Genomic DNA, 19,193 nt, shown 5'->3' on the forward strand with positions numbered 1-19,193 from the left:
CATGGACCTCCAGACAAGCGACACCGACACCGCTTCGAAGCGGCGCGACCGGGTCGAGACCACGATCCTGCTCGAAGCCACCCGCCTGTTCGCCGAATGCGGCTTCGAAGGCACGACCATCGCCGCCGTCGCCGAACGCGCGGCGATGTCGAAGCAGAACCTGATGTACTACTTCCCCACCAAGCAAGGCCTGTACAAGCGCGTGCTCGACGACGTGCTCGACGATTGGCTGGAACGCATGGCCCACCTGGCCAATGCCGACGGCGCACCCGCCGACGTGCTGCGTGCCTATGTCGCGGCCAAGCTGCGCTTCTCGCGCGAGCAGCCCTGGGCCTCGCGCGTGTATGCGATCGAAGTCATCGGAGGGGCCAAGTTCTACGGCGACCAGATCCGCGAGCGCGTGGTGCCGCTGCTGCGCCGCGATATCGAGGTGTTCGAGCGCTGGATGGCGGACGGGCGCATCGCGCGCGTGAACGCCACCCACCTGCTGTTCGCGCTGTGGGCGATGACGCAGTCCTACGCCGACTTCTCGGCGCAGATGACGCTGGTGCTGGGCCAGCCCGAACTCACCGGCAGCGATTTCGAGGATGCGGAGCAGCTGGTCGGCGACCTGGTGGTGCGGGCCGTGGCGGCGGTCACCTGAGCATGACTGGAAAAGCAATGTTATCATTCCCACCATGCTTAGTTATCCCACACCCATCCTGACGACCAACCGGCTCACCCTGCGTCCACTGACGATGGACGATGGGCCCGACCTGTTCGCCGTGTTCTCCGACCCTGCCGTGGTGCGCTACTGGAGCGCCGAGCCCTGGACCTCGGTGGCGGACGCGGAAACCATGATCGGTCAGGCGCTCGACAGCTACCGCGACCAGAGCGAGGTCCGCTTCGGCATCGAGCTGGCCGCGACCGGCGTCCTGATTGGCACCGTTGGCCTGCACCATGTCTTCCCGCAGAACCGCCGCTGCGAGGTTGGCTACGCCCTCGCCAGCGCGCATTGGGGCAAGGGCTACGCCGGCGAAGCCCTGGGCGCCGCGCTCGACTACGGCTTCCACGAGCTGCGCCTGAATCGCGTCGAGGCCGACATCGACCCGCGCAATGCGGCATCCGCCGCCGTGCTGGAACGGATGGGCTTTCGCAAGGAGGGCTTCATGCCCGAGCGCTGGTTCGTGCACGGCGAGATGGCCGACACGATCAACTACGGCCTGCTCAAGCGCTATTGGGACGCGCGTCCCAGCCGCTGAGCGCGCGCGGCCTCCCCGCTTATCCGCCCTCGCTACCGCCAATGCCGGGTTTCCGGCACTTCGTCGGATCACGCTGGCGCGCTTGATGTGCTCCCCCTAAAGTAGCACCATCAACTCCAGCAAAGGACGCATCACATGAAAACCACCCGCTTCCAATCCTTCGTCGCCGACATGGAAGACCTCGGCCGCAAGTGCAACCGCGCCGTGCGCTCCGGCGCCCGCACCCTGGCCGCCCTGCCCTGGCCTGCGCTGCTGGCCGTGTCGATCCTGCTGGCCTGCCTGCTCACCATCGTCCCGCTCGCGCTGACGCTGTTTATCGGCTTCCTGCTGCTGAAGCTCGTCGCCACGGCCCTGTTCGGGCGCCGCCCTTCGCAGATCGTGGAGTAAGCCATGGCCGCCGCACCGATCAACCGCGCACTCGACTTCGTGCGCGAAGCCGTCAGCGAAGCAAGCGCCCTGGCGTGGAGCTTCTTCGACTGGCTGGCCCTGGTCGAGTGGCGCCAGCTGTACGTGACCTGGTTCGTGGTCTTCGTGTTCGGCCTCGCCTTCCAGCTGACCGAACCGGCCATCTCCTTCATCCTGATCTCCTTCGGCGTGAAAGTGCTGGCCGGCGGCAAGCGCCGCGCCGAACTCCAGGCCAAGGATGCTTCCGACAAGGCCAATGTCGCGACCCTGGAGCGGCGTCTGATGGAAGCGCAGATGGCCACGCTCCAGGCCCAAGTCGAGCCGCACTTCCTGTTCAATACCCTGGCCCTGATCGGCCAGCTGATCGAGACCGACCCGAAGGAAGCCGCGCGTGTCCATGCCCACTTGATCGAATACCTGCGCTCGTCGCTGCCCCAAATGCGCGCCGGCGGTGGCGGCACCTTGGGCAAGCAGGTGGAACTGTCGAAAGCCTATCTCGCCATCATGCAGGCACGCATGAAGGAACGCCTGGCCGTGCGCTTCGAGGTGCCGGACTTCTTGGGCAGCTCGCCCTTCCCGCCGATGATGCTGCAGACCCTGATCGAGAACGCCATCAAGCACGGGCTGGAGCCGAAGGTGGCGGGCGGCACGGTCACGATCAAGGCCCACGTCGAAGGCGCGATCCTGCACGTCGACGTCTGCGACGACGGCGTCGGCATCAACCTGCATGCCGACGAAGGCGTGGGACTGGCCAACATCCGCGAACGCCTGGCCCTGCTGTACGGGAAGGATGCGGAACTGGTGATCGAGATGCCGCCAGGTGGCGGCGCCTGCGCCTCGATTCGCCTGCCCTACCGGATGACGGAGTTCGACTGATGCCTGTTACCGCCCTGATTGCAGACGACGAAGCGCCGCTGCGCGAGCAGCTGCGCATGCGCCTTCGTGATGCCTGGCCCGAGCTGCAGATCGTGGGCGAAGCCGCGAACGGCATGGAAGCGCTGGCGCTGGCCGAGCAGCACCAGCCGGACATCGCTTTTCTCGATATCCGCATGCCCGGCATGGGCGGCATCGACGCGGCGCGCCAGCTCTACGACCGCTGCCACATCGTGTTCGTGACCGCCTACGACCAGTATGCGCTGGACGCGTTCGAGCAGGGCGCGATCGACTACCTGCTCAAACCCGTGACACCGGCGCGCCTGCAGACGACCTGCGAACGCGTGCGCAAGCGCTTGAGCCTGGCGCCGCAGGACATCGGCGTCCAGCTGGCGGAACTAGGCACGCTGCTCAAGCAGGGCGGCGCTGCGACGAAGCCGGATTACCTGCGCTGGATCCAGGCCCAGGTCGGCGGCAGCCTGCGCATGATCAGCACCCGCGAGATCCTGTTCTTCCAGGCGGAGGACAAATACACCTGCGTGCAGACCGCCACCGCCCAGCTCCTGATCCGCAAGACGCTGAAAGAATTGGCGGACGAGCTGGACCCGGACGAGTTCTGGCGCATCCACCGCTCGACCCTGGTGCGGGTGGATGCCATTGCCGAAGTCACGCGCGACCTGCGCGGTCGGCAAATGCTCAAGCTACGCAACTTCGCCGGCGAGCTGGAAGTCAGCCGCAATCACAGTCACCTGTTCCAGCAGATGTAGCGTCGCTGCGACCGTCGAGCGTTTAGCCGAACAGGCCGTCGTCGGACCCATCACCGTCGAAGAAGCCGCCGTTGCCGTCCAGGCCAGGCTCGTTGTCGAGCAGCTTATCGGACTGGCCGATGTCGCCCAGGCCGGCCTGGTCTGCCAGTGCGCTTCCGGACAGGTCGCTGCCTCCCAGCTGGTTGTCGCCCAACAGGTGGGCTGCTGTGTTGCCGTCGTGGTCATGCAAGAGGTTGTCCAGGCCATGGAAGAGGAAGCTGCCTGCGGCGACACCGGCTGCGGTTGCCGCGATCGATCCCAGCAGTCCTCCCCCACCGCCCCCGCCACGCAGGAAGCCCGGCATGCCGCTGCCCATCGAGCCCGGGTAGGCGTGCTGGTAGGACATGTGGTGGGACTGGGGGTGAGACACCGGGCGGCGATGGCCGAAGACGGTGTCGAGGAAGCCGCCGCCTTGGGCTTGTCGGTGCTGTTGCTGCTGCGGATGCTGGCGCAGCTGGTTTTCCAGCGTGGCGATCCGGGACTTGGCACCGTTCAGTGCCTGCTCCATCAGCAGCACGCGCTGAACCAGCAAGTAGGCGGCGTCGGGCTGCTGCTCGACCGCACGTTGAATCAGCGCGTCTGCTTCCGGGTCTTTCTTCAGGCCACGTGCCTGGACCAGTTGGCCGAGGAAATCGTGCAATACCTGTGCATCGGACGGGCTCATGTGGTGCTCCTCATCGGAAAGTGTGATCAAGAAGACATGTGTGCGGGATGGACAAATTTCAAGGTGTGGGTTAGACACGACTAGTGTGGGAGTTCACCTTTCCCGACTAGCACAAATACAAACGAAGGACCCTTTTGATAGCTCAGGCAGGTGAATTCTTCTCAAATTTTCCCTTAGACCTGATATGAGGATGTTTTCGCACCAGATCCACGTATACAGTTTTACCCGTAGTTTTTTTCAATTTCCTAGGATAGAAGTAGCAGACCAGAAAACCTCGAAGTGCCATTCCAACAGACATCCAACTAACCGGCAGCATAGCGACGAGTAAAAACACATGAGCGAATGGCAATCCCACAATAGCTCGAATGCCCCCCATAAATGGCATCAATGTGAAAGCGAGCAATATAAAGGCGATAAAATATTTATCTGGCGGCATTTGCGAAAAATTATAGAATTTTTCCATTAAATATCTATCAGCACGTCGATTGTAATAAATAGCATCGTCCTCCTCTTCGTAAATAACGGCACGAAATTCGTTGTTATCAAAAATATCACCATACAAAACCAAGAATTTCCGAGCCCACCAAAGATGAGTCGAAAGATAAAATAAAAGCAACCCGAACTTGCTTAGAATTTCAATTTTCCCGTAAATTACCACCGACAACAAAGGGATAATCGCCATCAGAGAGATACTTAAAATGCATAGCGATGAAAACCCGAAATATCTTACCTCCCATCCCCAGCAAAATAGTACCGAACTCACCGACAACAATAACGCAGCCAACATTATTATGCCCAGCATCTGTACGATCAAGTTATCAAAGAACGCGATATGCGGCGCAGCACCATATGCTAGTGGCAGGCAAATCAAAGCCAGAATTATTGCAACACCCGCGGCAAAACTTGTAAATCGCGACGGCCGCATTCCAACAGGATTAAGGGATTCAAGATTCCTCACAACGACGCCTCCTCATAATCCCAAAGCAATTTTTTCTTCAGGTAATCCCAATTACCTTTCAAATTTTCCCTGACATACTCAGCCACAAGTGGAGATATACCATCTTTATTGGATTCATCAATTATGACTTGACCCAACTTTTTATCAATGGCATCGACACCAAACGAAACGATTGCGCCCACACCCAACGTAAGAGCACCCACAGCAACCACTACCATGCCCGACTCGGCCCCAAACATAACTAACGCAATGATCGCTGCGACGATCGGTGCAACGATGACCGCGATGAGAATCGATTTGACAACATTCATCAACAGCGACGCAAGAAGGTCGCATCCATCCTTCGACGCGTCAGCTTTCCATTCTACAAATGAAGTTGCGCTTCCGAATATAAATGCAACTAAAGCGTTACCCTTGAACGTTCCAAGCACTCCCTTCGCGGTAGACTTCAACACGCTGCCTACTTTTCCCGCACCACTAAAAATTGTCATAATGCGGTCGCTCCCAGGAGCAAAGCCTCCTTGCTTAAATACAACATTGTGTTTACTATAGCCGGAGAAGAAGTACCTCGCCTGGCCCCGGACATAATGTATTTTAGCCGTAACTAGTTTAAAGCCTTGATGCGTCTTGCTATCCAGACTGGCTTTCAACCACTCCCAATTATCACTAAGATATGCGCCGGCGCCCATAAGCTGCCCTAGAAGCCAATTACGGGTTGCCACATCAAACGGATCAATATCAACCAGCCCAGAATCTCCACCGCCGCCCTCAATGGATCTCCATATGGCCGCTGGAGCATTCTTTATGCTACCGTCAAAAACATATACAAGCGGAAGATTTTCCTCGATAGGCGCTGCCAGTGGCCGCCCCTGTTGAGCCAACCGCAATTCATGAGGCTTGGGTGCTAGAGAAATCGCCTCGCCTAACGTTGAATTAGTGCGGTAGCGAGCCGATCCCACGGCGATAATGATTGGTTCTGGTTTAGTGGTAACGATGTGATCATATTTGTTTCGATCCAGCTTTCGCGGGTTAACCCTCGTCAATACTTCGGCGCCCGATTTCAACAAAAGTTCCCCTTCAAAATCGCGTGCCACCCATATATGTAGCCGTTCGCCATTATTAAAGAGAACACGCTGCTTTCCTTTACCAGCGATTAGTTTCTTCTTGTTCGCATCATAAAAATCCGACCCGGTTGACTCCACAGTATATTTTCGATCGCCAGCCAGATTGATATCGATGATGACGTCGCGGTGTTTTCGCAGAACTACTCGAACCTTGTCCGTCGATCGCCAACATTGAACTGACTCGCCTGGTAAGTCGATACATACGGATTGCGTTCCAATCGGCTTTTTAGATTCTCGATTCAAAGTCATCGTGCAAGTCCTTCCAAGTTGATGATCAACCCAGTCTTCAACGCGCTCGCATTATCTACGTCTTGGCTGTTTCGCACCAAATGGGCCAAGCGGCGCTTTTTTGATGATTGCCTTTCCATTGCCGTCTAACACGACCTCCTTCCTGACCCCATCCAGAAACCCAAGCGCAATGGGCTCATCAGTCAGTGCATTACCATCCGCATCCACATATTCGATTTCAAGGTCTCGTTTAATATTCAGCTCGGACACCTTCATCGCAAGATCCACCCCCTTCACACTCACGGGCCCGGCCAACTCCTTCTTGCTCGCCTTGAACTCCACCTTCCCCGGCGCATGCACTTCGATATTCCCGCCCTCGAGCCTGATATACGCCCCCTGCGCGGTCAGCAGCACATGCTTCTTCGGCGCCGAAATCGATACCGACCTGGTCACGCTCGCCACCGTCACCTTCTTGTCCGCAATAAGGGTCGTCGCCCCCGACTGGCTCTGCACACTCAGCTTCCCGCTGGCCGCATGGAACTTGATCCCCACCTCCTGGTTCGGCTTGTTCTTATTGCTGGCCTTTCCGTAAGTGAACAGGCTAATCCCACCCGCCGCGAGCGTGGAGCTCGCCCCTTGCGCAACCATATTGATATCCTGCCCGGCGACGACAGTGCTGGTCGTGCCGGCCGACAGCACCGCATCAGCCGGTGTGCAAACCGCAATGCCCGCCGGACTCGACAATTGCAGTTGCGGCTCGCTATATTCATCCGCCTGCCCCTCCCCGCCTTTCAACACCTCGGCGCTATGGCACATCTGCTTGACGGCTGGCAGCTCTTCCGGCTCGGGCTCATCCTTCAGCTTGGCGTTATGCTTGCCCGCCTGGGTAGCCAGGGCGAGCTGAAGCTGGTGAGCCGCATCGATCTGCGCCTCTGCCTCCAGCGCACCGCGCTGGCTGCCGCTGCCGCCACTACGCATATCGGTCGACAGCAACATGCCCTGCCCCGCCCGCATGGCGACGCTATGCGCGGTCTTCAGCTCGGCGCCGAAACCCACGGGATTCAGGCGTTCGTTGTCGGCCTGGTGCCGCAGGTGCCCGAGGTTCAGCTCGGCTGTTCCGGCGTGGGACTTGGCATGGTGTTGCAAGGCGAGGCGGGACTGACCGGCACTGTCGTCGAACACGAGCTGGTTGTAGGCCCCATCGCCGCCCTGGCTGCTTTGCATGGCCTGGGACTTGATGCCGGACAGGGCTGCCGGGTGCGCGTGGCCGCCTTTTTCGCCAGGGAACCAGGGCGAGGCGTTGCCGGTGGCTGCTCCTCCGCCTTGCGCAACCTCGTTATGCTGGGCGTCGAGCTGCCCCCGGCCGTTGTACAGGCTGCCGATGACGACAGGCCGGTCGATATCGCCGTCCAGGAAATCGATCAGCACTTCCTGCCCGACTCGCGGCAGCATATTGCTGCCCCAGTTCGCGCCCGCCACCGGGGTGGCAACGCGCACCCAGGTGCCGGCGGTGTCGTCGCCCGGGGCGCCGGTATGTCCTTCCGGATACGGATGGCTCACCCGGCCATGGCTGTTCGCGCCCCGCTGCCAGTGGAACTGCACCTTGATCCGATGGTCCCGATCCGTGTGGATCACGGCGCCGGGAGGCCCGACCACGATGGCGGTGTGCTGGCCTCGTACGGTCGGGCTTGGCCGGAGGACGCGACCGTGCCCATCCATGCAAGCACTGCGGAAAGGAAGGCTGGCGAGGATGGCCTCGATGCGGTTGCGATACAAAGGCCGCTCGCCCCCGGGTTGCCGCATGTCCGCCTGGCCCATTTCCCCGCTGTTGGCGAGTGCCGTCACGCCCTTCCCCAACAGCTTGCCCACCACATCGGCCATGTCCGCCGAGAGGTTGTTATGCATCAGGTGTTTGGCCCGAACGATGACGAATGTCCGGCCATCGTCGCTGTCCGCTTCGTCGAACCGCGCGTGCCCGTGTAGCGTGAAGCTCCTCCCCGGCACAAAGCTGCGCACGGTTCCGGCGCCGATATGCACCTGGCGCGCAGCCTCGGATGCCTGGATCTGGTTGAGGGCCATCCGCTGGCCCTGCTCACGGCTCTGCCAGGCATACACGCCGGGCGCATCGCGGCTGCTCAACAGTGCGCCGCTACTGTCCGTTCCGGCCGCGCTCGCTTGCCGCTGGCGCACGCTGCGGTAGTCCCAGCTGCCGATGTCGACTGCATTGGTCGACAAGCGGGTTTCGGTACGCCAGCGGTCGATGCTGTCGGCTTTCATGACGGCGCCGGGCCGGGTGAACTCGACCGATGCCTGGAAATTTGGCGCAAAGGCGCCGTTGTGGTCGGCAATCACCATCGTGTGGCTGCCCAACGAGGCGCTGTCCGGGTCGCCGCTGTGCTCGAAGAAATAGAACAGGCCTTCCTCGTGCATCAGGCGCCGCGCGAAAGCGAGGTCACTTTCCTGGTATTGCGTGCTCAAGCTGCGCTTGGGATAGACGCCCTGGTCGGCGATGTCGAAACGCCATGCCGAGAGCAGCTTGCCCCGGCCCGCATAGCTGCCGAACACGACGTCCAGGATGTCGAAGACTGTCATGTCCTGGAAAGTGCGGCTGTCCCTGCCCAGCGACAGGAACTTGCTCCACGGCTCGATCGTCAGCATATAGCGCACGAAGCCGCCATTGGCGCCGGTGATTTCCGCGGAGGTAATGTATCCGTGGAAGGGGCGCAAGGAGCCCAAGTTCTCGGCCGTCAACAATTGCAGCAGAGCCGGCTGGCCAATCAAGCTTTTGAGCTGCAGGTCCACGTCCGTGCACAATGCGTCGACCTTGAAGCGGTAGCCTTCGCTGATCCCCTCCTCGCCGTGCACGCATTCAGCCAGCAAGTCCTCGCCCAGGGGCGTGAATAACCTGAGCAGGCGCGTGTCCTGGGTAAAGCGGCTCAAGGATGCAAAAAGATTGGCGCCATGGACGTGTTCCGACATCGCTGTCTCCCGAGATTGACCACGCGCATGTGCACGCGACTAAGCGATTACACGCCGGGATGGCATTTTTGCTCTTGAGAAGGATCAGGCCGCATGCCGCGCGACAAGCCAAAACGAAAGCGCTGTCGCATTTCTGCGTACAGCGCTTCCGGCAAGACTGGTGTCCCATGTGACTCGGCACATCAGACCAGGCAAGAACTACTAGTTCAGGTCTGCACCGCCAAAGGCATTCGGCAATTGCTGGGCCGCCGTGGTTTCAAACACATCGCCATTCAGGTTGGTCAGCACCACCGGCAAGGCATTGCCGCCCAGCTCCAGGATCACCTGGCGGCAGGCGCCGCAGGGGGCGATCGGGCCCTCGGTCTGGCCGATGACGGCCAGGGCGGTGAAGTCGCCCGGCTTGTAGCCCGCGGCGATGGCGCTGAAGAAGGCGGTGCGCTCGGCACAGTTGCACAGGCCGTAGGACGCGTTTTCCACGTTACAGCCGCGGAAGATGCGGCCGTCCCTGGTTTCCAGCGCGGCGCCGACCTTGAATTTCGAGTACGGGACGTAGGCCAGCTCGCGCGCGGTTCTAGCTTCGTCGATCAGTTTTGCGTATTTCATGATTGCCTCTTACGGACGGATGGTGCGGTGGATCATCGGCGTCGTGGCCGATTTTTCTGCACCGACCTGGTAGGCGGCCTGCACCTGGCGCACGGCCTGCTCGGCAGCTTCGCTGGTGCGTGCATGGACCATCGCCAGCGGCTGGCCGACCTCGAACCTGTCGCCCAGTTCCACCAGGCCGGTCAAGCCGACGGCGAAGTCGATCGAATCCTGCGGACGCACGCGGCCGCCGCCCAGTGCGACCACGGCGAGGCCGAGGCCACGGGTGTCGACCGAAGCGGCGTAGCCAGCCTGCGTTGCTGCCGCCGGCACGATCACCGGTGCGGTTTCCAGGTAGGCGTCCGGCTTGTCCATCAGGTCGGCCGGGCCGCCCAATGCAGCAACCATGCGCGCGAAGCGCTCGGCGGCTTCGCCCGAATCCAGCGCGGTTTGCAGCCTGGCGCGTGCTTCGGCGTCGTTGGCGGCGATGCCGGAGATGACCAGCATCTCGGCGCACAGCGCCATCGTCACTTCGTGCAGGCGTGCCGGGCGTGATTTGCCGGTCAGGTAGTCGATCGCGACGCGCACTTCGACGGCATTGCCGGCGGCGTGGCAGAGCGATTCGTCCATGCCGGTCAGGATGGCCGAAGTGCGGGTGCCCGCGCCATTGCCGACGGCGACGATGCTCTCGGCCAGTTCGACCGATTTTTCGTAGGTCGGCATGAAGGCGCCGCTGCCCACTTTCACGTCCATGACCAGCGCGTCCAGGCCGGCGGAGAGCTTCTTCGAGAGGATCGAGCCGGTGATCATCGCCACCGATTCCACGGTCGCCGTGGTATCGCGGATGCTGTAGAAGCGCTTGTCGGCCGGGGCCAGCTGGGCGGTCTGGCCGATGATGGCCACGCCGACATCCTTGACCACTTTGCGGAACAGGTCCGGATCAGGCACGGTGCTGTAGCCGGGAATCGAGTCGAACTTGTCGAGCGTGCCGCCGGTGTGGCCAAGGCCGCGGCCCGAGATCATCGGCACGAAGCCGCCGCAGGCGGCGATCATCGGTCCGAGCATGAGCGAGACCACGTCGCCGACGCCGCCGGTCGAGTGCTTGTCGATCACCGGGCCCGGGAGATTCAGGGATTTCCATTCCAGGACCTGGCCGGAATCGCGCATCGCCAGCGTGAAGGCGACGCGCTCAATCATGGTCATGTCGTTGAAGTAGACGGCCATCGCGAGTGCGGCGATCTGGCCTTCGGTGACAGTGTTGTCAGGGATGCCGCGCACGAAGAACTGGATCTCTTCGGCGCTCAAGGTGCCGCCGTCGCGCTTTTTGCGGATGATTTCTTGGGGGAGGAACATGGGTGCTCTCTTTCAATACCTGAATAAAACGACGCAGGGTGGACGGGATTCCCGTCCACCCTGCCCCGCCACATCAAAGATGACGGTTTTCCTACAAACGTCTCGGGACCTCGAGAAACCGTAGCGAGCGGAAGGAGATTTGGCCGAGAAGCGCAGCTGTACTTACGGTACAGCGAGCATCGCAGGCCAAAGATCCGACGCGCAGTAGGTTCATCGAGGTTCCCTCACACGCCGTAGGGGATCCATACGTTCTTCACCTGGCTCGCATGCTGCAGCACGGTACGCCCACACGCCTGCTTCGCATCGAACCAGTCACGCCCCTTGCCGCCACCCACCCAGGTACGCTTGAGCGAATCGGCCGACAGGCGCTCGACTTCCGCGCAGCCTGCCGCCGAACCATCATGGCGCCACACGGCATCCACGTCGCCGTGCGAAGCCAACGTCCGTGCCAGCTCGTCGCTCGAGCCGGTGACGATGTTCAGCACGCCGCCCGGCAGGTCCGAGGTATCCAGCACCTGGTACAAATCGGTCGCCGACAGCGGATGCGCTTCCGAAGGCACGGCCACCACGCGGTTGCCCAGCGCAATGGCGGGAGCGACCAGCGAGATGAAGCCGAGCAGCGGGTTCTCGTTCGGGCAGATGATGCCGATCACGCCGACCGGTTCGTTCAGCGCGACGGTGATGCCGTGCATCGGCGGCTGGTGGGCCGCGCCGTCGTACTTGTCGCACCATGCGGCCCAGTAGAACAGGCGCTCGATCGAGGCCTGTACTTCGAGCTGCGCGTTGCGCGCGCCGGTCTGGGCGGCGATGCGGGCGACGAATTCGTCGGCGCGGACCGCCAGGTTCTCGGCCAGGTAGTACAGCACTTGCGCGCGGTTGTGCGCGGTGGCCTTGGACCAGCCGGCCGCCTTGTGCGCAGCTTCCACGGCGTTGCGGATGTCCTTGCGGTTGCCTTCGCCGACGTCGGCCAGGAAGGAAGCATTCGCACCGTTGATCGCGCGGCTGTAGGCGCCATCAGGGCGGGTCTGCTTGCCGCCGATGTACAGCTTTGCGGTGCGGTCCACGCCAAATGGGCTGCCTTCTTCCGAAGCGCGCACTTTGCCTTTTTCGGCAGCGACCGGGGCCGCAGGACGCGCATCTTCGGACACCGGCACCATGTACTCGTACATGCCTTCCTTGCCGCCTTCGCGGCCGAAGCCCGATTCCTTGTAGCCCCCGAAGCCGCAAGCTGCGTCGAACTGGTTGGCGGTGTTGATCCACACCACGCCGGCCTTGATCTGCGGCGCGACGTCCAGCGCCAGCGAGATCGATTCCGACCACACGCAGGCGGCCAGGCCGTAGACGGTGTTGTTTGCCAGCTGCACCGCTTCATGCGGGGTGCGGAAGCTCATCGCGACCAGCACCGGGCCGAAGATCTCGGCCTGGGCCACGGCGGCCGAGGTCGAGGCGCCGGTGATCAGGGTCGGCAGGTACCACGAGCCGGCAGTCGGCGCTTCGCAGCTTGGTTGCCACACTTCGCAGCCCTCGGCGCGGGCCGATTCCACCAGGCCGTGGATGCGCTGCTGCTGCACCGGGTCGACCAGTGCGCCGATGTCGTTCGACTTATCAAGCGGCGAGCCGACGCGCAGGTTCTGCATGCGCACCTTCACCTTGGCGATGAAGCGGTCGTACACCGATTCCTGCACCAGCAGGCGCGAACCGGCGCAGCAGACCTGGCCCTGGTTGAACCAGATCGAATCGACCAGGCCTTCGACGGCGGCGTCGAGGTCGGCGTCGTCAAAGACGATGAAGGGCGACTTGCCGCCCAGTTCCAGCGACAGCTTCTTGCCGGTGCCGGCGATGGCCTTGCGAATGATGCGGCCCACTTCGGTCGAGCCGGTGAAGGCCAGCTTGTCGATGCCAGGATGATTCACGATGGCTTCGCCCACGGCGCCGTCGCCGGTGACGATGTTGACCACGCCACTAGGGACACCAGCCTGCTGGCAGATCTCGGCAAACAGCAGCGCGGTGAGCGGCGTGTATTCGGCCGGCTTGAACACGATGGTGTTACCGGCGGCCAGCGCCGGCGCGATTTTCCATGCCAGCATCAAGAGCGGGAAGTTCCAGGGGACGATCTGGCCGACCACGCCCACGGCGCGGTAGTCCGCGAATTCTTCCGATTGCAGCTGGGCCCAGCCGGCGTGGTGGTAGAAGTGGCGCGCGGCCAGCGGCAGGTCGGCATCGCGGGTTTCGCGGATGGTCTTGCCGTTGTCCAGGGTCTCGAGCACTGCGAACAGGCGCGAGTGCTTTTGCAGCAGGCGTGCCAGCGAATACATGATGCGCGCGCGGCCATGGCCGCCCAGCGCGACCCAGCCCGGCTGCGCGCGGCGCGCGGCCTGCACGGCGCGCTCGACGTCGTTGCTAGTGGCTTGCGTGACCTGCGCCAGCTCGCTGCCGTCGGCAGGATTGCTGGTGGCGAAGGTGGCGGCGGCGTCGCTCCAGGCGCCGTCGATGAACAGGCCAAAACGGCGTCCATGCTGGTCCAGCCACGCAGTTGCTTCCTTGGTGCTTTCTGGTGCAGGGCCGTAATCCATGGTCTGAAGAATCTCTTTAATAGTTGGCATGACGAATCCGTTGGTATTTAAGGTTGCGCGTGGCGATGGGCGGCCGAGTAGTTGCCGGTGACGTAGTGCTCGAGCTGGCGCTCGATGTCGGTCATCAGGCTCGAGGCGCCGATGCGGAACAGGTGCGGCTGCAGCCAGTCGTTGCCGAGTTCTTCCTTCATCACGGTCAGGTATTGCAGCGCGCTCTTCGCGGTGGACACGCCGCCCGCAGGCTTGTAGCCGACCTGGAAGCCGGTCTGCTCGTAGTATTCGCGGATCGCGCGGGTCATCACCAGCGACACCGGGATGGTGGCGTTGACGCCTTCCTTGCCGGTCGAGGTCTTGATGAAGTCGGCGCCGGCCATCATGCAGACCATTGATGCCTTGGCCACGTTGTCCAGCGTGACGATGTCGCCGGTGGCGAGAATCGCCTTGACGTGCGCGTCGCCGCAAGCCTGGCGGTAAGCCAGCATCTCGTCGTACAGCGCCTGCCAGTTGCCTAGCAGGACGTGCTGGCGGGTGATCACGATGTCGATCTCGGTCGCGCCTGCAGCCACCGACAGTTCGATTTCGCGCAGCTTGGTCTCTAAACTCGACAGGCCGGCCGGGAACGCGGTCGACACCGCGGCGATCGGCAGGCGGCCTTGCAGCACTTTCACGGCGGGCGTGATCATCTCGTGGTAGACGCAGACGGCGCCGGTAGTGAGGCTGTCGATGCCGAGGGCTTGCATCAGGTCGGTGCGCAGCGGGCGCATCGCCTTCATGCACAGGCGCTCGACCCGGCCCGGGGTATCGTCGCCGCCCAGGGTGGTCAGGTCCATGCACTCGACCGCGCGGATCAGCCACGCAGCCTGGTATTCCTTCTTGACGGTGCGGCGGTTCGCCAGGCTGGCGGCGCGGCGGTCGGCCGCATTGCGGTTGATCTTGATGCTGTTGACCCAACCAAGGTCGAGGGGGGCGGCGGTGTTACGTTTGAAGTCCAGTGGCTGGGTCATAGCAGTGCGGTTCCGTTCGAAAGTGGTTTGACGCCAAGGTGCTTGGCGAGGGTGGCGCCGATGTCCGAGAAGGTGGACGCGATCGGCAATTCCTGCGCAGGGACATTCGGGCCGAAGAAGATCATCGGGATGTGCTCGCGGGTGTGGTCCGAGCCCGGCGCGGTCGGATCGCAGCCATGGTCGGCGGTGATGACGCACAGGTCGCCGTCCTTGAGCCTGGCCAGGAATTCGGGCATGCGTGCGTCCAGTTCGTGGAGCGCATTCGAATAACCGGCGACGTCACGGCGGTGGCCGAAGTGCATGTCGAAGTCGACGAAGTTCACGAAGGTCAGCGATTTTTCCGGCGCGGTCTCGGTTTCTTCCAGCAGGCGGTCGAACAGCGCCATGTTGTCGACGCCCTTCACCAGCTTGGTCACGCCTTGCGCGGCGAAGATGTCGCTGATCTTGCCGAGTGCGATGACTTCGCCGCCCTCGTTTTTCACGTGGTCGAGCAGGGTCGGCGCGGTCGGTGGCACGGCATAGTCGTGGCGGTTCGAAGTGCGCTTGTACTTGCCGTTCTCGCCCAGGAAGGGACGCGCGATCACGCGGCCGATGTTGTAGGGCTTGACCAGTTCATAGGCCGCTTCGCAGACTTCATACAGGCGCTCCAGGCCGAAATGTTCTTCGTGCGCGGCGATCTGCAGCACCGAGTCGGCCGAGGTGTAGAGAATCGGCTTGCGGCTGGCGACATGCTCGTCGCCCAGTTCGTCGATGATGGTGGTGCCCGAGGCGTGGCAGTTGCCGAGCCAGCCCGGCACGCCGGTAAGCGCCAGGAGTTTATCCGTCAGCTCTTTCGGGAAGGACGGCACGGTCTTCGGGAAGTAGCCCCAGTCGAACAGCACCGGCACGCCGGCGATCTCCCAGTGGCCGCTCTGGGTGTCCTTGCCGGTCGACTGCTCGCGTGCGGCGCCCCAGGCACCCGTGAAACCGCCGCGCTGGCTGAAACCCGCGGCCCATTCGCCGCTGGCCTTGTGGGCAGCCGCGGCCAGGCCGAGGCGCTCGAGGTTGGGCAGCGACATCGGCTTGCCCTCTTTCGCCGCCCATGCGGCGATATGGCCGAAGGTGTTGGCGCCCGTGTCGCCGTACTTGTCGGCGTCGGGCAGCGCGCCCAGGCCGAACGAGTCGAGCAGGAGGATGAATGCGCGTGACATGGTTCGCTGCCTTTCTGTTAGTTGGCTTCGGTGCGTGGGGTCGCGCCCAGGCGCTCGATGAACGAATGGATCAGGGTGACCAGGTCCTTGGCCGCGATGGCGGCGTACTTCAGGGTCTGCTCGTGCGACAGCGGGAACGGGCTCAGGCCTTCGGCCAGGTTGGTGACGGCCGAGACGCCGGCCACTTTCAGGCCGCAGTGGCGCGCGGCGATCACTTCCGGCACCACCGACATGCCGACCACGTCGGCGCCGAGGGTCTTGAAGGCGCGGATTTCAGCGGCCGTCTCGAAGTTCGGGCCCGGGCAGGCCAGGTAGACGCCCTCGTTCAGGGTGATGCCCTTGGCGGCTGCGGTTTCCTTGATCATCGCGCGCAGCTCGGCGTCGTAGGCATTGGCCATGCTGAAGAAGCGGGGGCCGAAGCGGTCGTCGTTCGGGCCGGACATCGGGCTGCCCGGCAGCAGGTTGATGTGGTCGTTCAGGACCACGACGCTGCCGGCATCGACTTCGGGACGCAGCGAACCTGCCGCATTGGTCACGAACAGCATCTCGCAGCCAATCAGCTTGAAGGTGCGCACGGCGGAGGTCATCACGCTGGCGCCATACCCTTCATAGAAGTGGCCGCGGCCCTTCATGCACACCACCGGCACGCCGGCCAGGTGTCCCAGCACCAGCTCGCCCGCGTGGCCATGCACGGTGCTGATCGGAAAGCCCGGCAGCTCGGCATAGCTGATCGAGACAACGTCGGTCATCTGCTCGGCGAGCACGCCCAGGCCGGAGCCGAGGATCAGCGCCACGCGCGGTTCGAAGCCCGGTTTGCGGGCCTTGATGACTTCTGCTGCTTCGAATGGGGTATTGCTGAACATGGTTGTTCCTTGTCGTTTGCGGAATTCGGGAGACGGGATGAAGAGGCAGGCGCCGGATCGTGCTGCTGAGAAGCGGCACGCGACACATATCAGCCGGAATATTATAACTATGCACGACGGCCAATATGTATGGCAAATACCATTTTTCTTGTCGATTTATTTGTTTTAAAAATATATAGATGGGCGTATTGTTGGCTTGCCGGTACAGCAAGGCACACTGCCGCGCTTTCGTTTGACACCGACAAGACAATTGTTTAGTATCGATAAACATAAGTTTAACCGTGTCCAGGCCGACCGTGACCGAGCTGCCCAAAAAAGAACAGTTGTACGAGCTGATCCGCGCGAATCCCTTCATTTCGCAGCAGGACCTCGCCACCCAGCTCGGGCTGTCGCGCTCGGCCATCGCCAATTACATCGCTACCCTGGTGCGCGAGCGCCGCATCCTCGGGCGCGCCTATGTGCTCCCCGACCAGCGCCCGATCCTGTGCATCGGTGCCTCGAACCTCGACCGCAAGCTGCGTACGCTTGGCAAGCTGGCGCTCGGCACCTCGAACCCGGCGACGCAGATTGAATCCTTCGGCGGCGTCGCCCGCAACATCGCCGAGAACCTGGCGCGGATGGGCGCTCCGACCGCCCTGATCACGGCGGTGGGCAACGACGCCTCGGGCCGCGCCCTGCTTGCCCACGCCGAAGATGCCGGCATCGACACCCGCGGCGCCCTGCGCCTGGACGGCGCCAGCAGCGGCACCTATACCGCGGTGCTGGACCAGGACGGCGAGATGACCGTGGCGCTGGCCGACATGGCACTGAATGACCGGCTCACGCCCGCTTTCCTCGCCACCCGCCAGCAGCAGCGCGCCAGCGCGGCCCTGGTGGTGGCCGACCTGAACCTGCCGATGGAAACCATCGCCGCCCTGCTTGACGAAGCGGTGCGCGACGGCGTCGCGCTGGTGCTGGTGGCCGTGTCCGAACCGAAGATGACGCGCCTGCCCGCCGGCCTGCACGGCCTGCGCCTTCTGATCCTGAACGAAGGCGAACTGGCGACCCGCGTCGGCCGCGCCCTCGGCAGCGAGGCCGACCTCGACGCGGCCTGCGCCGAGGTGCAGCGCCAGGGCGTGCAGGACCTGGTCGTCACGCGCGGCGCGCGCGGCATCTTGTATACCTCGGCGGCCGGCGTGATGCGCCTGGATGCCTTGGCAGTCGACGTGGTCGACGTCACCGGCGCGGGCGACGCCTTTGCCGCCGCCGTCTGCTGGTCGCTGCACAGCGGCGAAGGCGATCTGGCGCTGGCCTGCCGCCGCGGCCTGCAGTTATCCGCCATGACCATCGAGTGCCAACAGACCGTCTGCCCCCTGCTGGCGCCGGGCTATCTCGACAGCCTCGCAAGTCAACCTACCGAATCCGCACTGGACTAATATGCATACCTTCCTCCTGTTCTCGCCCGAAGTAGCGGCCGCCCGCACCGCCGGCAAACCCGTCGTCGCGTTAGAGTCGACCATCATCTCGCACGGCATGCCCTACCCGCAGAACGTGCAGACCGCGCGCGAAGTCGAGCAGGTGATTCGCGACGCCGGCGCGGTGCCGGCCACCATCGCCATCATTGGCGGCAAGATCTGCGTCGGCCTGTCGGAAGAGCAGTTGGAACTGCTGGGCTCCTCGCCCGACGCGATGAAAGTCAGCCGGCGCGACCTCGCCTATGTGCTGTCACAGAAGCGCCTCGGCGCCACCACGGTCGCCGCGACCATGATCTGCGCGCAGCTGGCCGGCATCGAAGTGTTTGTAACCGGCGGCATTGGCGGCGTGCACCGCGGCGCCGAGACCAGCTTCGACATCTCGGCCGACCTGCAAGAACTGGCCCACACCAGCGTGGCCGTGGTCTGCGCCGGCGTGAAGTCGATCCTCGACATCGGCCTGACCCTCGAATACCTGGAGACCAATGGCGTGCCGGTGGTGAGCGTGGGCCAGCCGGGCTTCCCGGCCTTCTTCACCCGCGACAGCGGCTTCAAGGCCGACTTCCAGCTCGACACGCCGGAGGAGCAGGCGTCCTTCATCCGCACCAAATGGCAGCTCGGCCTGCTCGGTGGCGTGGTGGTGAGCAATCCGGTGCCGGCGCAATTCGCGATGCCGACCGAGGAAATCAACGCCATTATCCAGCAGGCGCTGGGCGAAGCGGGCCAGCAAGGTGTCAAGGGCAAGGCGGTCACGCCCTTCCTGCTCTCGCGCATCAAGGAGCTGACCGAAGGCCGCAGCCTGGCGACCAATATCGCGCTGGTCAAGCACAACGCCCTGGTCGGCGCGCGCATGGCGGTGGCGCTGAACGCCCTGCCCTCGGCTTGATTCGCCCGCTGCC

Annotated in this window: 17 protein-coding genes; 7 read left to right on the forward strand and 10 right to left on the reverse strand. The window is 62.9% G+C overall.

Annotation, left to right across the window (positions count from 1 at the left end; translation table 11 throughout):
* The first annotated feature begins 1 nt into the window (after position 1).
* The 5 genes from AC56K1_RS10755 (at position 2) to AC56K1_RS10775 (ending at position 3,286) form a co-directional block, all read left to right on the forward strand.
* The gene (locus AC56K1_RS10755; protein WP_497157833.1) at positions 2-643 is read left to right on the forward strand and encodes a TetR/AcrR family transcriptional regulator; all 642 of its coding nucleotides are present in this window, start codon (positions 2-4) and stop codon (positions 641-643) included.
* Between the two features lie 34 nt (positions 644-677).
* Positions 678-1,241, forward strand: coding sequence for a GNAT family N-acetyltransferase (locus tag AC56K1_RS10760; RefSeq protein WP_497157834.1), 564 nt, complete (start codon positions 678-680; stop codon positions 1,239-1,241).
* A gap of 135 nt (positions 1,242-1,376) precedes the next feature.
* Positions 1,377-1,628: a hypothetical protein gene (locus tag AC56K1_RS10765; RefSeq protein ID WP_497157835.1), complete on the forward strand. Its 252-nt coding sequence runs from the start codon at positions 1,377-1,379 to the stop codon at positions 1,626-1,628.
* 3 nt (positions 1,629-1,631) lie between these two features.
* Positions 1,632-2,522, forward strand: coding sequence for a sensor histidine kinase (locus AC56K1_RS10770; RefSeq protein WP_497157836.1), 891 nt, complete (start codon positions 1,632-1,634; stop codon positions 2,520-2,522).
* Complete coding sequence (locus AC56K1_RS10775) at positions 2,522-3,286, forward strand: LytR/AlgR family response regulator transcription factor (protein WP_497157837.1); 765 nt, start codon at positions 2,522-2,524, stop codon at positions 3,284-3,286. Before AC56K1_RS10770 ends, AC56K1_RS10775 begins: the two co-directional genes overlap by 1 nt.
* A 22-nt stretch (positions 3,287-3,308) precedes the next feature.
* On the opposite strand, the gene AC56K1_RS10780 is transcribed toward AC56K1_RS10775, so the two are convergent.
* The 10 genes from AC56K1_RS10780 to xapA all read right to left on the reverse strand — a co-directional run bounded on the left by AC56K1_RS10780 (position 3,309) and on the right by xapA (position 16,843).
* The gene (locus AC56K1_RS10780; protein ID WP_497157838.1) at positions 3,309-3,989 is read right to left on the reverse strand and encodes a DUF2076 family protein; all 681 of its coding nucleotides are present in this window, start codon (positions 3,987-3,989) and stop codon (positions 3,309-3,311) included.
* Positions 3,990-4,131: 142 nt separating this feature from the next.
* Positions 4,132-4,947: a hypothetical protein gene (locus AC56K1_RS10785; RefSeq protein WP_497157839.1), complete on the reverse strand. Its 816-nt coding sequence runs from the start codon at positions 4,945-4,947 to the stop codon at positions 4,132-4,134.
* Positions 4,944-6,320 (reverse strand): hypothetical protein, encoded by a 1,377-nt coding sequence (locus tag AC56K1_RS10790; protein ID WP_497157840.1) that lies wholly within the window; start codon positions 6,318-6,320, stop codon positions 4,944-4,946. Before AC56K1_RS10790 ends, AC56K1_RS10785 begins: the two co-directional genes overlap by 4 nt.
* A 51-nt stretch (positions 6,321-6,371) precedes the next feature.
* Positions 6,372-9,278 (reverse strand): type VI secretion system Vgr family protein, encoded by a 2,907-nt coding sequence (locus AC56K1_RS10795; RefSeq protein WP_497157841.1) that lies wholly within the window; start codon positions 9,276-9,278, stop codon positions 6,372-6,374.
* A gap of 201 nt (positions 9,279-9,479) precedes the next feature.
* On the reverse strand, positions 9,480-9,881 hold the full coding sequence (locus AC56K1_RS10800; protein ID WP_497157842.1) for a cytidine deaminase: 402 nt from the start codon (positions 9,879-9,881) through the stop codon (positions 9,480-9,482).
* Between the two features lie 9 nt (positions 9,882-9,890).
* Positions 9,891-11,213, reverse strand: a complete 1,323-nt coding sequence (gene deoA / locus AC56K1_RS10805; RefSeq protein ID WP_497157843.1) for a thymidine phosphorylase — start codon at positions 11,211-11,213, stop codon at positions 9,891-9,893.
* Positions 11,214-11,437: 224 nt separating this feature from the next.
* Positions 11,438-13,816, reverse strand: a complete 2,379-nt coding sequence (locus AC56K1_RS10810; protein WP_497157844.1) for an aldehyde dehydrogenase family protein — start codon at positions 13,814-13,816, stop codon at positions 11,438-11,440.
* A 17-nt stretch (positions 13,817-13,833) separates the two neighbouring features.
* Positions 13,834-14,790, reverse strand: coding sequence for a deoxyribose-phosphate aldolase (gene deoC / locus AC56K1_RS10815; RefSeq protein WP_497157845.1), 957 nt, complete (start codon positions 14,788-14,790; stop codon positions 13,834-13,836).
* Entirely contained in the window at positions 14,787-15,980 is a 1,194-nt protein-coding gene (locus AC56K1_RS10820) for a phosphopentomutase (RefSeq protein WP_497157846.1), read from the reverse strand. The genes deoC and AC56K1_RS10820 overlap by 4 nt, the downstream gene beginning before the upstream one ends.
* A 17-nt stretch (positions 15,981-15,997) precedes the next feature.
* Positions 15,998-16,843, reverse strand: a complete 846-nt coding sequence (gene xapA, locus AC56K1_RS10825; RefSeq protein WP_497157847.1) for a xanthosine phosphorylase — start codon at positions 16,841-16,843, stop codon at positions 15,998-16,000.
* Positions 16,844-17,139: 296 nt separating this feature from the next.
* Here xapA and AC56K1_RS10830 point away from each other — a divergent pair, with 296 nt between their 5' ends.
* Positions 17,140-18,258, forward strand: coding sequence for a carbohydrate kinase (locus AC56K1_RS10830; RefSeq protein WP_497158057.1), 1,119 nt, complete (start codon positions 17,140-17,142; stop codon positions 18,256-18,258).
* Position 18,259: 1 nt separating this feature from the next.
* Positions 18,260-19,180, forward strand: coding sequence for a pseudouridine-5'-phosphate glycosidase (locus AC56K1_RS10835; RefSeq protein WP_497157848.1), 921 nt, complete (start codon positions 18,260-18,262; stop codon positions 19,178-19,180).
* Positions 19,181-19,193: the final 13 nt, after the last annotated feature.

The organism is Telluria sp. ZB4P37, from assembly GCF_059685855.1.

Excerpts from the sequence above, each read along its gene's own strand:
- AC56K1_RS10820 (WP_497157846.1), bottom strand. The coding sequence starts at position 15,980 with ATGTCACGCGCATTCATCCTCCTGCTCGACTCGTTCGGCCTGGGCGCG.
- deoC (WP_497157845.1), bottom strand. The coding sequence starts at position 14,790 with ATGACCCAGCCACTGGACTTCAAACGTAACACCGCCGCCCCCCTCGAC.
- AC56K1_RS10755 (WP_497157833.1), top strand. The coding sequence starts at position 2 with ATGGACCTCCAGACAAGCGACACCGACACCGCTTCGAAGCGGCGCGAC.
- AC56K1_RS10765 (WP_497157835.1), top strand. The coding sequence starts at position 1,377 with ATGAAAACCACCCGCTTCCAATCCTTCGTCGCCGACATGGAAGACCTC.
- AC56K1_RS10780 (WP_497157838.1), bottom strand. The coding sequence starts at position 3,989 with ATGAGCCCGTCCGATGCACAGGTATTGCACGATTTCCTCGGCCAACTG.
- AC56K1_RS10790 (WP_497157840.1), bottom strand. The coding sequence starts at position 6,320 with ATGACTTTGAATCGAGAATCTAAAAAGCCGATTGGAACGCAATCCGTA.
- AC56K1_RS10770 (WP_497157836.1), top strand. The coding sequence starts at position 1,632 with ATGGCCGCCGCACCGATCAACCGCGCACTCGACTTCGTGCGCGAAGCC.
- deoA (WP_497157843.1), bottom strand. The coding sequence starts at position 11,213 with ATGTTCCTCCCCCAAGAAATCATCCGCAAAAAGCGCGACGGCGGCACC.
- AC56K1_RS10835 (WP_497157848.1), top strand. The coding sequence starts at position 18,260 with ATGCATACCTTCCTCCTGTTCTCGCCCGAAGTAGCGGCCGCCCGCACC.
- AC56K1_RS10800 (WP_497157842.1), bottom strand. The coding sequence starts at position 9,881 with ATGAAATACGCAAAACTGATCGACGAAGCTAGAACCGCGCGCGAGCTG.
- AC56K1_RS10775 (WP_497157837.1), top strand. The coding sequence starts at position 2,522 with ATGCCTGTTACCGCCCTGATTGCAGACGACGAAGCGCCGCTGCGCGAG.
- AC56K1_RS10795 (WP_497157841.1), bottom strand. The coding sequence starts at position 9,278 with ATGTCGGAACACGTCCATGGCGCCAATCTTTTTGCATCCTTGAGCCGC.
- AC56K1_RS10810 (WP_497157844.1), bottom strand. The coding sequence starts at position 13,816 with ATGCCAACTATTAAAGAGATTCTTCAGACCATGGATTACGGCCCTGCA.
- xapA (WP_497157847.1), bottom strand. The coding sequence starts at position 16,843 with ATGTTCAGCAATACCCCATTCGAAGCAGCAGAAGTCATCAAGGCCCGC.
- AC56K1_RS10760 (WP_497157834.1), top strand. The coding sequence starts at position 678 with ATGCTTAGTTATCCCACACCCATCCTGACGACCAACCGGCTCACCCTG.